This window comes from Kocuria soli, assembly GCF_003797835.1.
Taxonomy (GTDB): Bacteria; Actinomycetota; Actinomycetes; order Actinomycetales; family Micrococcaceae; genus Kocuria; species Kocuria soli.
The window spans coordinates 37,112-52,584 of sequence record NZ_RKMF01000016.1 but is presented as its reverse complement, the minus strand read 5'-3'; the positions used below and the strand labels follow the sequence as shown (position 1 = coordinate 52,584).

13 protein-coding genes are annotated in these 15,473 nt (G+C 67.4%); 4 read left to right on the top strand and 9 right to left on the bottom strand.

Annotated elements, in window-relative coordinates:
• Positions 1–12 precede the first annotated feature (12 nt).
• The 9 genes from EDL96_RS11715 to EDL96_RS11675 form a co-directional block, all read right to left on the bottom strand.
• Positions 13–1,575 (bottom strand): hypothetical protein, encoded by a 1,563-nt coding sequence (locus tag EDL96_RS11715; protein ID WP_123826358.1) that lies wholly within the window; start codon positions 1,573–1,575, stop codon positions 13–15.
• Between the two features lie 50 nt (positions 1,576–1,625).
• Complete coding sequence (locus EDL96_RS11710; RefSeq protein ID WP_123826356.1) at positions 1,626–2,954, bottom strand: thymidine phosphorylase; 1,329 nt, start codon at positions 2,952–2,954, stop codon at positions 1,626–1,628.
• Between the two features lie 51 nt (positions 2,955–3,005).
• Positions 3,006–3,452, bottom strand: coding sequence for a cytidine deaminase (locus EDL96_RS11705; protein WP_123826354.1), 447 nt, complete (start codon positions 3,450–3,452; stop codon positions 3,006–3,008).
• Between the two features lie 2 nt (positions 3,453–3,454).
• The gene (locus EDL96_RS11700; protein WP_123826352.1) at positions 3,455–4,777 is read right to left on the bottom strand and encodes an ABC transporter permease; all 1,323 of its coding nucleotides are present in this window, start codon (positions 4,775–4,777) and stop codon (positions 3,455–3,457) included.
• Positions 4,774–6,012 carry an ABC transporter permease gene (locus tag EDL96_RS11695; RefSeq protein ID WP_123826350.1) on the bottom strand — a complete coding sequence of 413 codons (1,239 nt, stop codon included), beginning with the start codon at positions 6,010–6,012 and terminating at the stop codon, positions 4,774–4,776. The genes EDL96_RS11700 and EDL96_RS11695 overlap by 4 nt, the downstream gene beginning before the upstream one ends.
• The gene (locus EDL96_RS11690; protein ID WP_123826348.1) at positions 6,009–7,625 is read right to left on the bottom strand and encodes an ABC transporter ATP-binding protein; all 1,617 of its coding nucleotides are present in this window, start codon (positions 7,623–7,625) and stop codon (positions 6,009–6,011) included. The genes EDL96_RS11695 and EDL96_RS11690 overlap by 4 nt, the downstream gene beginning before the upstream one ends.
• Positions 7,626–7,712: 87 nt before the next feature.
• Entirely contained in the window at positions 7,713–8,804 is a 1,092-nt protein-coding gene (locus EDL96_RS11685; RefSeq protein ID WP_123826346.1) for a BMP family lipoprotein, read from the bottom strand.
• 220 nt (positions 8,805–9,024) lie between these two features.
• Entirely contained in the window at positions 9,025–10,338 is a 1,314-nt protein-coding gene (locus EDL96_RS11680) for an amidohydrolase (RefSeq protein WP_123826344.1), read from the bottom strand.
• Between the two features lie 42 nt (positions 10,339–10,380).
• Positions 10,381–11,547 (bottom strand): mannose-1-phosphate guanylyltransferase, encoded by a 1,167-nt coding sequence (locus tag EDL96_RS11675; protein WP_123826342.1) that lies wholly within the window; start codon positions 11,545–11,547, stop codon positions 10,381–10,383.
• A gap of 239 nt (positions 11,548–11,786) precedes the next feature.
• Between EDL96_RS11675 and sdhC the strand changes: the two genes are divergently transcribed.
• From sdhC to EDL96_RS11655, 4 genes are all read left to right on the top strand, one after another.
• Positions 11,787–12,188, top strand: coding sequence for a succinate dehydrogenase, cytochrome b556 subunit (sdhC, locus tag EDL96_RS11670; RefSeq protein ID WP_267900156.1), 402 nt, complete (start codon positions 11,787–11,789; stop codon positions 12,186–12,188).
• A 19-nt stretch (positions 12,189–12,207) separates the two neighbouring features.
• The gene (locus EDL96_RS11665; RefSeq protein ID WP_123826340.1) at positions 12,208–12,696 is read left to right on the top strand and encodes a succinate dehydrogenase hydrophobic membrane anchor subunit; all 489 of its coding nucleotides are present in this window, start codon (positions 12,208–12,210) and stop codon (positions 12,694–12,696) included.
• 96 nt (positions 12,697–12,792) lie between these two features.
• Positions 12,793–14,544, top strand: a complete 1,752-nt coding sequence (gene sdhA / locus EDL96_RS11660) for a succinate dehydrogenase flavoprotein subunit (protein ID WP_123826338.1) — start codon at positions 12,793–12,795, stop codon at positions 14,542–14,544.
• The gene (locus tag EDL96_RS11655) at positions 14,544–15,308 is read left to right on the top strand and encodes a succinate dehydrogenase iron-sulfur subunit (RefSeq protein WP_123826336.1); all 765 of its coding nucleotides are present in this window, start codon (positions 14,544–14,546) and stop codon (positions 15,306–15,308) included. Before sdhA ends, EDL96_RS11655 begins: the two co-directional genes overlap by 1 nt.
• The last annotated feature ends 165 nt before the right edge of the window (positions 15,309–15,473 follow it).

Here is a 15,473-nt window from a genome sequence, read left to right as displayed (position 1 = left end):
GGGTGTGGTTCCTCAGTAGTTCCAGTCCTGCAGAGCTTCATCCATGTGCTGCGGGATGTTCGCTCCGGTGCGGGGGTACATGCGCAGTTCCTCGACGTAGTTCTGGGAGGGCAGTCGCTCCGGGTAGCGCACGAAAGCCTCCTCGTCCGCGTAGTCGAAGGAGACCTCCGGGGGGATGCCGGGGCGGAAGCGGAACATGACGGCCAAGGGCGCGCCCTCGCCCTCCACGTAGGAGTCTTCCTTCAGCTCCTGGACCTTGAGTTCTTCCTCGGGCACCAGGTCGAAGGTGTTGCGCTGGTCCCAGAATCCACCCTGCCGCACGTGGGTCAGGGCGTCGTAGTAGGAGCCCAGGGTGCGGACACGGATCAGGACGGTGGAGACGTCGCGGGCGCTGCCTTCGGGGCCGAACAGCCGGCGCTGAGCACCCGAGAGGCGCTTGAGCACGTCCCCTTCGGTCAGGACCTTGTTGCCTTCGGCGAGCTTGTCCCGCGAGCCGGCTCCGGCAGCTTCACCCGCACGGTAGGACGGAGCCACGTCCGCGCCCTTGGCAAGGGTCGGGGCGTCCGAGTCGCCCGCGACGCCGCCACGGAGCCCCGCGCCGGCGGCCGCTCCTGCGGCAGCCGCGCCCGTGGCCTGCGCCCCGGTACGGCCCGCGTTGTCGTCGCGCCATTCGTCGTGGTCCACGTGCTGGGGCAGATCGTTGCCCCCGCGGGTGTCGGCCCCGGTCGAACGATCCGCGGCCGCCGGCTGGGCAGCTGCCGGTGCGGAGGTCGAGGTCGCCCCACCGGCGGGCTGTTCCGCGTCTGCGGACTCTCCGGCCTGCGAGCCCTCTGCCGGGGTCTGTGCGGAGGCATCGCCGTCGGCCTGGTCCCGGCGGCCCTGAGCTGCCGCTGCCGCCAGGGCACCCGCGCCGATTCCGGCGCCGGCACCGGCTGCGGCCGCACCCGTGCCCGCGGAGCGGTCATCGGCGCCACCATCCACGCCGCCACGGTCCACGGCATCGCGGTCGGTCGCGTCGGCGCCACGGCCGTCGGCGCCACGACCGTCCGAGTCACGGCCGTCGCCGCGGTTCCGGTCCTCCGCCGACGGCTCGGTGCCGTCCTGACTGCCGCCCGCCGCGGCACCCGCGGCGGTACCGGCTGCAGCGCCCTGGTCCAGCGAATAGCGCTCGGTCTTGTGCGGAGCCGAGGGGAAGTCGTAGTCGACCTGGACCTCGCGGGTTCCGTCGGTGTCCTTCCCCACGGCCACGACGGCGGTCTGCCAGGCACCGGTGTCCCGGGACATCGACTCGGTGTAGAGCGCGGCGACGTCCTCGAACAGCGGGTGGGACTGGTCCACGGTGCCGTTGTCCATCTCGGTCTGACCGGCCACGGAGCGCTCGGACTGCTGACTCATGGTGTTGCCGCGCTGGATGAGCGTGAGCTTGCCCGCTTCGGCGTTGTCCGCGAGCAGGCTGGTGACCAGGTTCCGCAAGGGGCCTTCGGCGGGCAGCGGCTCCGCCACCGCGGTGTTCTCCTCGCGGGGAGCCTCCGGCTGCTGCTGCTCGGGGTTCGACTTCCTACCAAAAAGTCCCACGGTCTTGGTCCTCCCGTGTTCGATGCGTACTGGGTCTGTCGGGGTCCACCCTACAAGTCCGCGGCGACAACGCGGCCCAGGATCAAGTCCCTGGCCACGGGGCGTTCCGGTTGCGTGTTCGTCAACGTGTAGGCCGTGTGGATTCGCTGCACCACCGACTCGACGCGGGAAGCCGTATCCGTGTGCACCGTGGCCAGCGGCTGCCCCTGCCGAACCGTGTCACCGGGCTTGGCGTGCAGCACCACGCCCGCTTCGGCCAGGACACGGTCCTCCTTGCGCGCCCGGCCCGCACCCAGGCCCCAGGCGGCCATCCCGATCTCCAGGGCGTCCACGCCGGTCACCACGCCGTCGCGGGGTGCCGTGACGGTCTCCGTGACGGCGGCCTGTGGCAGGTCGGCATGCGGATCTCCGCCCTGAGCGGCGATCATTGCCCGCCAGGTGTCCATGGCACGTCCGTCGCGCAACGCATCGGCGGGATCCTCGTCCACACCCGCGGCGGCCAGCATCTCCCGCGCGAGCGCCAAGGTGAGTTCGACGACGTCGGACGGGCCTCCCCCGGCCAGGACGTCCTGGGCCTCTGCCACCTCGCACGCGTTGCCGACGGCGAACCCGAGCGGCGTGGACATGTCGGTCAGCAGGGCCGTGGTGGCCACGCTGACGTCGGTGCCCAACGCGACCATGGTCTCGGCCAACTCCCTGGCCGCAGCCTGGTCCTTCATGAACGCCCCGCGGCCCACCTTGACGTCCAGGACCAGGGCGTCAGCGCCTTCGGCGATCTTCTTGGACATGATCGAGGAGGCGATCAGGGCAATCGACTCGACGGTTCCGGTGACGTTCCGCAGGGCGTAGAGCTTCTTGTCGGCGGGTGCCAGGTCGCCGCCGGCGGCACACACCACGGCCCCCACGGTTTCTAGCTGGCGGAGCAGCTGGTCGTGGTCCACGTCGGCCCGCCACCCGGGAATTGCCTCGAGCTTGTCCAGGGTGCCTCCGGTGTGGCCCAGGCCCCGCCCGGACAACTGGGGAACGGCCACCCCGTGCGCGGCCACCAGGGGCGCCAGCGGCAGCGTGATCTTGTCCCCCACGCCACCCGTCGAGTGCTTGTCCACTGTGGGCAGCCGCTGCCCGTTGCGCCGCAGCCCGGAGAAGTCCATCCGCTGACCGGAGTCGATCATCGCCGTCGTCCACCGGCTGATCTCCTGCCGATCCATCCCGTTGAGCAGGATGGCCATGGCCAGGGCGGCCATCTGTTCCTCGGCCACCCGCCCCTGCACGTACCCGTCGATCAACCAGTCGATCTGTTCGGGACCCAGGGCCCCGCCGTCACGCTTGGTGCGGATCAGGTCGACGGCGGTGAAGGAACCCGTGCTCTCGGTGCTCATGCCACCAAGGGTGTCACGTCCGCCGCGGCCGAGGGACGCCAGGCGATGCAGTCAGAGGTTCTGGGGACCGAAGGCGTCCGGCAGGACCTCGTCCATGCTCTTGATCCCGGAGACCGTCAGGAGGCGCATGCTCGGTGCCCGGTGTTCGTAGAGGAGCTGACGGCAACGTCCGCAGGGCATCAGGACCTCCCCCTGGCCGTCCACGCACACGAAATGGGTGAGGCGCCCGCCACCGGTGGCGTACAGCGAACTCACCAGACCGCACTCGGCGCACAGGGTCACCCCGTAGCTGGCGTTCTCCACGTTGCAGCCGGAGACCGTGCGCCCGTCCTCCACCAGGGCCGCTGCCCCCACGCTGTAGCCGGAGTACGGCGCGTAGGCACGGATCATGGCATTGCGGGCTTCCACCAACAACGCGTCCCACGGCTCGCCGAGGGAAACGTCCCCGGACGGGATGGGTGACCGGTCGTCATCGTTCGATCCGGTTGCTGCGGTCATGCTCACTCCTTGACGTACGGCTGTCCGGACGCGGCCGGTCCGCGAGTGGTTCCGACCAGGCCCGCGACCGCCAGGATGGTGATGATGTACGGCAGCATGGCCAGGAACTGGCTCGGCATGGGCGTCCCCAGGAAGGAAAGCACCGACTGCAGGTTGGAGGCAAAGCCGAACAGCAGCGCGGCCAGGAAGGCACCGACCGGGTTCCACCGCCCGAAGATCAGGGCCGCCAACGCGATGTAGCCCGCCCCGGAGGTCATGTCGCGGGTGAAGGAGGTCACGGAGACCAGCGTGTAGAACGAGCCGCCGATCCCGGCGATCAGCCCACCGAGCAGGACGTTGAGGAACCGCATCCGGTTGACGTTGATGCCCAGGGTATCGGCGGCCTTGGGGTGTTCGCCGATGGCGCGGGTACGCAGACCCCAGCGGGTCCGGTAGACCGCGAACCACACGATCGGGACGGCCAGCCACATGAAGTACCCCACGATCGATTGGTCGAACAGGATCCGCCCCACCAACGGGAGGTCGCTCAGGAACGGAATCGCATAGGAGGGCAGGCGAGGCGGTGAGTTGAACCGCCCGGAATCCGACTCCAACAGCGTGGCGAACAGGAAGCCCGTCAGGCCGGAGACCAGCACGTTGAGCACCACGCCAACGATGACCTGGTTGACGCGATAGGTGATGGAGAAGACGGCCAGGACCAGGGAGACCAGTGCCGCGCCGATCATGGCGGCCAGCAGACCCACCCAGGCACTTCCGGACAGGGACCCGGCCACCGCGGCGGCGAAGGCGCCGAAGAGCAGCTGCCCCTCGATCGCGATGTTCACCACGCCCGACCGCTCGCACATCAACCCGCCCAGGGACCCGAAGACCAGCGGGACGGACAGGGCGACGCCACCGGCCAGCAAGCCCGTGAGCGACACCGACGGCGTCTCCGCGGCGCCGACCACCCACACCAGGAATCCGGCCACGAACAACAGGCCGAAGACCAGAACGGCCCAGGAGGGGGTCAAGCGTCCCGTGCGCACGCGCAGGAAGGCATACACGGTCAGAACAACCAGCAGCGCCGTGATGAGCCACTCGGTGAGCAGCCCGGGGACGACGACGTCGGGGATCCGGAAGAGGTCGCCGTCGCCGCTGATGCGGAACGTCACGCTCCCGTCCGGTGCTCCGAGGGCGAAGACCACGAAGGAGACGAGCGCCAACACGGCGAACCCGAGGGGAGCCCTCCGCGCGGTGGAGGGAAGCGCTGCCGGGTCGACCCGGTCGGTGCCCTCACTCTGCGGGGTGGCGGGTTCGATGTCGTGAGTCTGGGTTGCGGTGCTCATGCCTGGGCCTCCTTGACTGCCCCGGCGGAGCGAGTGGTCTTGCTCTTGTCTCGGCGCGATCGTCGGCCTCGGGCTGCGGTGAACAGCGGCGGAAGGGCGATGAACAGCACGATCAGCGACTGCACCACCAGCACGATGTCCACGTTGGTGCCGGTCATGGTCTGCATGGTCACGGCACCGGCGCGGAACCCGCCGTAGAGCACACCGGCCAGGAACGTGCCCAGCGGCGTGGAACGGCCGAGCAACGCCACGGTGATGGCGTCGAACCCGAAGGAGGCTGCCACACCCGCGGACAGCGACCCCTCCGTTCCGGAGATCTGCGCGACACCCGCCAGCCCGGCCAGCGCCCCGGCCAGGATCATGACGATCACGAAGCCCTTGGTCACGTTGATGCCGGCGGTCTTCGCGGCACGCGGGTTGGATCCCACGGCGCGCAGTTCGAAGCCGGTGGTGGACCGGTTGAGCAGCCACCACACGAACACGGTGGCGGCCACGGCCAGCACGAATCCCCAGTGCAGCCGGAACGGTGCGCCGAGCAGCAGCGGGAACTGCGCGCTCTCGGCAACGGGCGGGCTGATGGGGTTCGTGGAGCCTTCCCGCAGGAAGCTCGGACGGGTCAGCAGGTAGGCCAGCAGGTTCACGGCGATGTAGTTGAGCATGATCGTCAGGATCACCTCGTGCGCACCCGTGCGCGCCTTGAGCAGTCCGACGACGCCGCCCCACACACCGCCCCCGATCGCACCGGCCAGCACGACCAGCAGCAGGTGCAGAGGCAGCGGCATGGACCAGGTGAAACCGACGTACGCCGCCAACGTGGCGCCCATGAGGATCTGGCCCTGGGCACCGATGTTGAACAGCCCCGCCCGGAACGCGACGGCCACACCGAGTCCCGCCAGGATCAGCGGGGTGGCCACCGTCAGGGTCTCGGTGAAGGGATAGATCTGGCGGGCGAAGGAATTGCCGTTGGGGTTGAACACGGCCCCGTAGAACATGGCCTGGTAGGCCGCGGAGGCCGCGGACCACCCGGCGGACAGGGTGTCCGACGGGCGGCTGAAGAAGTAACTGGCCGCCTTCATGACCCGCTCGTCCGTGGCCGCGATCAGCAGACCGCCCAGGACCAGGGCCGCCAGAATCGCCAGCACCGGCTGGAGTGCGGACCCGATCCACGCGGGGCCGTCGGTCTCGAGGTCCTCGGCCGCGTTGACGGTGGGGCTGTTGGTGGTAGGGGTGGTCATGCCTGCTCCTCCCACGGGAGGTTCGAGACGGCGTCGCCGTCGTGATCTGTGCTGTCTGTTCCGGAGTTCTCCGGGGGCTGCAGGCCGGGGTGCGCCAGGCCGCCCTGCGACCGGACTTCCTCTTCGGTGGCGCCGGCCATCATCTGACCCAGCGTCTCGCGCGGGGTTTCGGGACCGACGATCCCCATGAGGCGACCGTGGAAGAACACGGCGATCCGGTCGGCCAGTCCGTAGACCTCGTCGAGTTCGGTGGAGACGATGATCACCGGAACCCCGTTGTCCCGTTCGGCCACGATGCGGTCGTGGATGAACTCGATCGACCCGACGTCCACACCGCGCGTGATCTGGGAGGCCACGAAGAGCTTGAGCGGACGGGACAGTTCACGGGCGACCACGATCTTCTGCTGGTTGCCGCCCGAAAGCGTCGAGGCGTGTGCGGCCGCTGAGGCGGTCCGGATGTCGAACTCCTTGATCCGCTGCTCGGCGTTGGCCCTGATCTCCTTCTGCTTCAGCGACGGCCCGGAGTGGAACCGAGGATCCTTGTAGAGGTCCAGCACCAAGTTCTCGGCCACGGAGAAGGGGCCCACCAGGCCGTCGGTCGAACGGTCCTCCGGGACGAAGCCCACTCCCGCGTCTAGCACCTGCCGGACGGAGCGGCCAACGAGTTCCTGACTCTCGAGTCGGATCGACCCGGAGGCCTTGCGCAACCCAAGCAGGGCCTCCACGAATTCGACCTGCCCGTTGCCCTGCACGCCCGCGACGGCCAGGATCTCCCCCTGGGACACGGACAGGGACAGGTTGTCCAGCAGCGTCACGCCGTTGTCCCCCACCACGGTGAGGTCCTCGACCACCAGGGTCTGTTCCCCGACCTGCGCTGGCTGCTTGTCCACGGTCAGCGAGACCTCACGGCCGACCATCATGGCGGCCAGCTCGGAGGTGCTGGCTTCGGGTGACACGGAGCCCACGACCTCACCGCGACGGATCACCGTGATCACGTCGGAGACCTCGCGGACTTCACGCAGTTTGTGGGAGATGAACACGATCGAGGTGCCGTCGGCCTTGAGCTGACGCATGATCGCCAGCAGCTCGTCGGTCTCCTTGGGGGTCAGGACCGCGGTCGGTTCGTCCAGGATCAGCAGCTGGGCGTCGCGGACGAGGGCCTTGATGATCTCCACGCGCTGCTGCACGCCCACAGGCAGGTCCTCGACCACGGCGTCAGGATCCACGGCGAAACCGTACTGATCGGAGATCTCACGGATCCGGCGTCGAGTGGTCTCCAGGTCGAGGGTGACGCCCTTGCGGGTCTCGGACCCCAGCGCGACATTCTCCGCCACGGTGAACACCGGCACCAGCATGAAGTGCTGGTGGACCATGCCGATCCCCCGGTGCAGAGCGTCGGAGGGACCACTGAACTCGACGGGCTCGCCGTCGACCAGGATCTCGCCGGAAGTCGGTCGGTACAGCCCGTAGAGGACGTTCATCAGGGTGGACTTTCCGGCGCCGTTCTCCCCGAGGAGACAATGGATCTCCCCCGGTTCGACGGTCAACGAAACGTCCCGGTTGGCGGCGAAGGACCCGAATTTCTTCGTGATCTCCCGCAGTTCGAGCTTCATGGGTGCGTGTTCCTCTGGGGCTGCTCAGGATCGGGGGGTGGTCGTGGGGGGGGGGGGCCCCCGGGGGCCCCCCCCCCCCACGACGGGTCACTCGGGTGAGTTCTCGGATTCGACCTTGATCTCGCCGTCGATGATCTTCTGCTTGATGTCCTCGACCTCGCTCGCGACGTCCTTGCCGACGCGGTCCTCCTGGTCGTGGAACTCGGCGATGCCCACACCGCCGTTCTCGAGCGTGCCGACATACGGGGTGTTGTCGAACTCGCCCTCGGCCGCGGTGGTCACGACGTCCTCGACCGAGGTCGAGAGTCCCTTGAGCACGGAGGTCAGCTGGTATTTCTTCTGGTCCTCGGAGAGGGTGTCGTAGCCGTCGGCGTCGACCCACACGAACGTGACTTCGTCCTCGCGCCCGTCCGCGTTGGCATCGACGACGGCGTCCGCGGTGCCCGTGGCGGCCTGGCCGGCCACCGGCATGATCACATCGGCGCCTTCGTTGATGAAGTTCTGCGTTGTGGTCTTGGCGGCTGCGGTGTCGCTGAAGTTGCCCACGAACGTGCCGTCCTGAGCCTTCTTGTCCCACCCGAGCAGTTCGACGTCGTCGTCCTTCTGTTCGTTCCAGTAGTCCACGCCGTCGGAGAACCCGTCCATGAACACCGTGACGGTAGGGATGTCCAGACCGCCGTAGGTGGCGACCTTCCCGCTCTCGGAGGAACCGGCGGCGACGTAGCCCGCCAGGAACGCGGCCTCGGCCGTGTTGTAGGTGATGGGCTTGACGTTGTCCAACTGGATGGAGTTGTCGTCCACGGTCGCGAAGTGCATGTCCGGGTTCTCCTCCGCGGCGGTCTTGGTCGCGTCGGCCAGCATGAAGCCCACGGAGACCGTCAGGTCGCAACCGTTCTGCACCATGGAGTTGAGGTTCGGGGTGAAGTCCGTTTCGGCCTGGGACTCGGCCTGCTGGACGGTGATGCCCAGCTTCTCCTCTGCGGCCTTGAGCCCTTCGTAGGAGTTCTGGTTGAAGGAGCGGTCCTGGAAGCCGCCTTCGTCGGAGACGATGCAGCCCGTGAAGTCCGAGGCCTCAGCGTTGCCGCCGTCCTCTTCGGGAGCTTCACCGCAGGCCGCCAGGGCCAGTGCGGAAAGGCTGAGAACGGCCGATACCTTCATGGTGCGAGCGCGGAAGGTCATGTTTCCTCCGGTGGAGAGTGTCCCGGGCACAGAAGCACAGAAGGGTTCGGCCCACAGGGGCGGAAACTGGGCATGACCGGGGACAGGGTCTGACAAGTGACGGCGACAGTGTACTCGCGAGTAGCGCGTGGCTGTTACACAGCACACAGTCGACAGCCCTGACTTCCGACCGCCACTGATTCGAACGGGCCGTACGGCAGCTCGGGAGGCACACTCCGGGTCAGCGCGTGGCTTCCCGGGTGTGCAGCAGCACCGCGCGCAGAGCCGTGTTGGTCATGACCTGGATCCCGCAACCGATCGCTTCCTCGTCGGCGATGTAGTCGGCCTGGTGCAGGTCGTAGGTCCGCCCGCCGGGGGTTCGCGTGCCCAGTCGCATCATGGAACCGGGGACCTCCTGGAGGTACCAGGCGAAGTCCTCCCCGCCCATGGACTGCTCGACCAGCAGGACCGCGTCCTCCCCCAGCTCGTCGCGGGCGGCATTCTCCAGCAGGGTGGTCTCCTCCTCGCCGTTGACCACCGGTGGCACCCCGCGGATGTGTTCCACTTCGACGTCGACGCCGTACGGGGAGGCCACCTGGCCCACGACCTCGTCCAGCAGGGCACCGGCCCGTTGCCAGGCGTCCGCGTCCAGGCACCGCATGGTCCCCGCCAGGGTGCCGCGCGAGGGGATGGCGTTGGGCGCGATCCCGGCGTTGATCTCGCCCCAGACCACGGCCACCCCGGAGCGGACGTCGACGCGGCGGGACATGACGGCGGGAACGTTGACCGCGATCTGCGCCATCGCGAAGACCAGGTCCTGGGTCAGGTGCGGTCGGGAGGTGTGCCCACCCATGCCGGAGACGTGCACTCGTACGGTGTCGGAGGCGGAGGTGATGGCGCCGATCCGGGTCCCCACGTGGCCGACGTCGACCTTTGGCTCACAGTGCAGGGCGAACATCCGCGGCACTCCGTCGAGCACTCCCTGCTCGATCACCTTGAGCGCCCCACCGGGCAGCTTCTCCTCGGCAGGCTGGAAGAGCACCCGCACCCGACCGGCCAGCGACGAGGAGCGGTCCAGGTCGGCCAGGACCTTCGCCACCCCCACCATGACCGTGGTGTGCACGTCGTGCCCGCACGAGTGGGCGACGCCGTCGTTGACCGACGAGAACGCGAGCCCCGTGGCCTCTTGGATGGGCAGGGCGTCGATGTCGGCCCGCAGTCCGACGGCGATCGGCCCCCGACCGATGTCCACGTAGCACCCGGTGCCCTTGAGCCGTACCGGGGCGAGCCCCACGCTTTCCAGCTCCGCGACAATCCGATCGGTCGTGCGGAACTCCTGGTAGGACAGCTCCGGGTGCTGGTGGAGGTCGCGGCGGAAATCGATCAGACCGGGCAACCAACGGCCCAGGAACGGTCCGACGGACGGCAGCTGCCCCACCTCACCCGACCAGGCCGCCTGAGCTTGTCCCGCTGCCCCGTTCGGGGCCTCGGTTCCGCGCTGGTTGTGGGCCGTCAAGGCGTCGGTCTCCGTGTCCTGGTCGGTGATGTTGGGCATTTCCTCAGAATACGCCGCGGCCGGACAGGCCAACACGCAACGTCACAAGACGTCCGTGTCGCCCGCGGCCTTGAGAGAGTTGACCGTTTCCTTGACCCGCTGTGCGTGTTCACGGGTGGTCACCAACAACGCGTCAGGGGTGTCGACGACGACGATGTCCTCGACGCCGATCAACGCGACCACACGCCCGGTGTCGGAGACCACGATGCCCGAGGAGTTGTCCACCAGCACGCGGGTGTTCTCCCCCAGGACGGCGACGTCGTCGGACTCCCCGACGTGGTTGAGCCGGGACATCGCGGCGAAATCCCCCACGTCGTCCCAGGTGAAGCGACCCGGAACCACTGCGACATCACCGGCGGCGGCGGCCGGTTCGGCCACCGCGTAGTCGATCGCGGTCTTGGGCAGGGTCTCCCAGACGCGGGACATGACCTGGTCCTGCCGGACGGTGCCCCAGGCGTCGGCGATGGCCTGCAAACCGTCGTAGAGCTCGGGTTCGTTGACCTTGAGGTGTTCGAGCATGAGCGCTGCGGGGGCCACGAACATGCCCGCGTTCCACAGGTAGTCACCGCTGGCCACGTAGGCCCGCGCGGTGTCCTCGTTGGGCTTCTCCACGAACTGCTCGACCCCGCGCACGGAGGGTGCGCCTTCGATGCCCAGCTCGCCGTCGGCCTTGATGTAGCCGAAGCCCGTGGACGGAGTGGTCGGCTGGATGCCGATGGTCACGATCTTCCCGGTGCGGGCGGCGGTGACGGCCTCGACGACGACGTCCTGGAAGGCAGCAGCCGGTTCGATCACATGGTCCGCGGCGAAGGATCCGACAACGCACCCGGGGTCACGGCGCTCCAACAGCATGCAGGCCAGACCGATGGCCGCCGCCGAATCACGGGGCGAGGGTTCGAGCACCAGGTCTTTGGCGGACAGTTCGGGCAGCTGCTGGCTGACCGCACCGGCATGGCCACGGCCGGTGACCACCATGACCGGATCGTTCGTCAAGGGCGCCAGACGTTCGTACGTCGCGCGCAGCAGGGACGAACCGGAGCCGGTGAGATCCAGCAGGAACTTCGGTGCATCCGCCCTGGACAGCGGCCAGAGCCGGGAACCGACACCGCCGGCCGGAATGAAGGGGTAGAAGTGCTCAAGAGGTTGGGTCACGATCGCGATCCTAACCCGTCGTCTCCCCGGGCCCTGGGCGCAGGAGACGCGCGGCATGCAAGATCGGCCGAACGGTGGACAGAGCTACCGCGCTTGTCACATCCGGAATACGACTACCGGTGGCTGACACCTTGTCGCCAAGTGGCGCTTCCGCCCTCGCCAGGCTGATAAGGTGACCCCGAGTTCGCTGGAGAATCTTGAGGTGAGTCACAGACTCCCGCAAGGGTGCACAGCACGCAGATCAACACGCCGAGGCGAGCGAAGGCACCCGCAGGTGATACAGGGAGGTATCAATCGTGGCCGCGACAACCACGGAGACCCAGTCTGGGCCAAAATCCGGAACCCTTTACCGGGGCGAGTACGGAATGTGGTCCTGGGTCGCGCACCGCATCAGCGGTGTGGGCATTTTCTTTTTCCTTCTGGTCCACGTCCTGGACACCGCCATGGTGCGGGTGGACCCGGAGGCGTACAACGCCGTCATGGAGACGTACAAGAACCCCGTCATGGCGCTGGGTGAGGCCGGCCTGGTGGCGGGCATCGTCTACCACGCCTTCAACGGCATCCGAATCATCCTGATCGACTTCTGGTCCTCGGGAGCCAAGTACCAGAAGCAGATGTTCTGGGGTGTGATCGTGGCCTGGGTCGTGGTGATGGTGCCCTTCCTGGCCCGTCACCTGATGAACGCCTTCATGCACTGATCGCGAGGAATACCTAAGAATGAGCACTCCGCTGAAGCCTCAAATTGCCGTTCCTCGCAGCAATGACCGCGTGGTCAACGGCGTCAAGTACAACCGCTCCGGATCCGGGCGCAGCAAGTTCGAGATGCTGGCCTGGCTCTACATGCGTCTGTCCGGGATCCTGCTGCTGGTCCTGGTCTTCGGTCACCTGATCGCCAACCTGATCGTCCCCGAAGGCGGCGTGCACGCCATCGACTTCGGCTTCGTCGGTGGCAAGTGGGCCAACCCGTTCTGGCAGGTCTGGGATCTCGCCCTGCTGTGGCTGGCCATGCTGCACGGCGCGAACGGCATGCGCACCATCATTGACGACTACGCCGAGCGCGACGGTGCCCGCTTCTGGTTGAAGCTCGCGCTGTTCCTTGCCACCGCCTTCGTGATCCTGCTGGGCACGCTGGTCATCTTCACCTTCGAGCCCTGCCCGACCGGCGCCGACGCCGAACTGCTCGCGTCCTTCTGCCCGGCTCCCTGAGTCCGGCACCGGTCACTCCAGCATTGAACGGGCGCTGACCCGAGCCTCTCGGCCGGTGCTCGCCCACTGAATCTCGAGAAGAAAGAACATTTCAGAATGCAGGTTCACAAATACGATGTGGTCATCGTAGGAGCCGGTGGCGCCGGTATGCGTGCCGCCATCGAATCCGGTCAGCGCGCCCGCACCGCCGTGCTGACCAAGCTCTACCCCACCCGTTCCCACACGGGTGCCGCCCAGGGCGGCATGTGTGCAGCACTCGCCAATGTCGAGGAGGACAGCTGGGAGTGGCACACGTTCGACACCATCAAGGGTGGTGACTACCTGGTCGATCAGGACGCCGCCGAGGTCATGGCCAAGGAAGCCATCGAGGCCGTTCTCGACCTCGAGAAGATGGGCCTGCCGTTCAACCGCACGCCCGAAGGCAAGATCGACCAGCGTCGCTTCGGCGGTCACACCCGCGACCACGGCAAGTCGCCGGTCCGCCGCGCCTGCTACGCCGCGGACCGCACCGGCCACATGATTCTGCAGACCCTCTACCAGGCCTGCATCAAGCACAACGTCGAGTTCTACAACGAGTTCTACGTCTTCGACCTGGTGCTCGTGGACACCCCGGAGGGTCGCCGCCCGGCCGGCGTCGTCGCCTACGAACTGGCCACCGGCGAGCTGCACGTGTTCCAGGCCAAGTCGGTGGTCTTCGCCACCGGCGGCAACGGCAAGGTCTTCAAGACGACGTCGAACGCCCACACCCTGACCGGTGACGGCATGGCCATCGCTTTCCGCAACGGGCTGCCGCTCGAGGACATGGAGTTCGTCCAGTTCCACCCTACCGGGCTGGCCGGCCTGGGCATCCTGGTCTCGGAAGCCGCCCGTGGTGAGGGCGGAATCCTGCGCAACTCGGAGGGCGAGCGCTTCATGGAGCGCTACGCACCGACCATCAAGGACCTGGCCCCGCGTGACATCGTCGCGCGTTCCATGGCCAACGAGGTGCGCGAGGGACGCGGTTGCGGCCCCAACAAGGACTACGTGCTCCTGGACCTCACGCACCTGGAGCCCGCGCACATCGACGCCAAGCTCCCGGACATCACCGAGTTCGCGCGCACCTACCTGGGTGTGGAGCCCTACACCGAGCCCGTTCCGGTTTTCCCCACCGCGCACTACACGATGGGTGGCATCCCCACCGACATCAAGGGCGAGGTGTTCGAGAACTCCGAGAAGACCATCCCGGGCCTCTACGCCGCGGGTGAGGTCGCGTGCGTGTCCGTGCACGGCTCCAACCGCCTGGGCACCAACTCCCTGCTGGACATCAACGTGTTCGGCAAGCGCGCCGGTATCTACGCCGCCGAGTACGCCCATGGGGCGGAGTTCCTCCCGATTCCCGACGACGCCATGGAGGCCACGGAGGCGTTGCTGAACAACGCGCTCTCGGCCGAAGGCTCCGAGAAGGTGGGGGCGATCCGCAAGGACCTGCAGGACACCATGGATCTCAACATGCAGGTGTTCCGCACCGAGGAGTCGATCAACAAGGCGCTCTCCGACATCGCGGCGCTCGAGGAGCGCTACGCCAACATCGCGATCCAGGACCACGGCAAGCGCTACAACCTGGACCTGCTCGAGGCTGTTGAACTCGGCTTCCTCCTGCAGCTGGCCAAGGTCATGTCCGTTGCTGCGCTGCACCGGCAGGAGTCCCGTGGCGGTCACGCCCGCGAGGACTTCCCCAAGCGCGACGACGAGAACTTCATGGTGCACTCCATGGTGTACGACGATCCGTCGTCGGAGACCGCCGGAATCCGCCAGGAGACCAAGCCCGTCATCTTCACCCATTACGAGCCGATGGAGCGTAAGTACTGATGTCGACCGCTACCGCTGACAAGACCGAAGAGAACACCCAGGCCGGGGCCATCCCGTCGTTCGACGTCACCGTTCGGGTCCGCCGGTACAACCCCGAGGTCTCGGAAGAGGCCCGCTGGGACGAGTTCAAGCTGACCATGTACGGCACGGACCGCGTGCTCGACTGCCTGCACAAGATCAAGTGGGAACTGGACGGGTCGCTGTCCTTCCGTCGTTCGTGCGCCCACGGCGTCTGCGGCTCGGATGCCATGCGCATCAACGGCCGCAACCGCCTGGCCTGCAAGGTCCTGCTCAAGGACCTTGATCTGTCCAAGCCGCTGACGATCGAGCCGATCAAGGGCCTGCCCTGTGAGAAGGACCTGATCGTGGACATGGAGCCCTTCTTCCAGTCCTACCGCGAGATCATGCCGTTCCTGGTCAACGTGGACAACGAACCCGAGCGTGAGCGCTACCAGTCGCAGGAGGACCGCGCGCGGTTCGACGACACCACCAAGTGCATTCTGTGTGCTGCCTGCACCTCCTCCTGCCCGGTGTTCTGGACCGACGGCCAGTACTTCGGCCCGGCCGCGATCGTCAACGCCCACCGGTTCATCTTCGATTCGCGTGACCAGGCGGGTGACATGCGCCTGGAGATCCTCAACGACAAGGAGGGCGTGTGGCGCTGCCGCACGACCTTCAACTGCACGGAGGCCTGCCCGCGCGGCATCGAGATCACCAAGGCCATCGCCGAGGTCAAGAAGGCTGCCCTGACCCGCTCGATGTGATCCTTGCCCGTGCCGATCGTGGCCGATAGTGGCACGGGAGCTTTGAGGGGCCGGTGGGGTCCTGAACCAAGTGCTGGTTCAGGACCCCACCGGCCCCTTCGTCGTACACAGGACCGCCCACTCACCGCCCTGAACCCTGGATCGGCCTAGCCCCCGGTGCCCAAG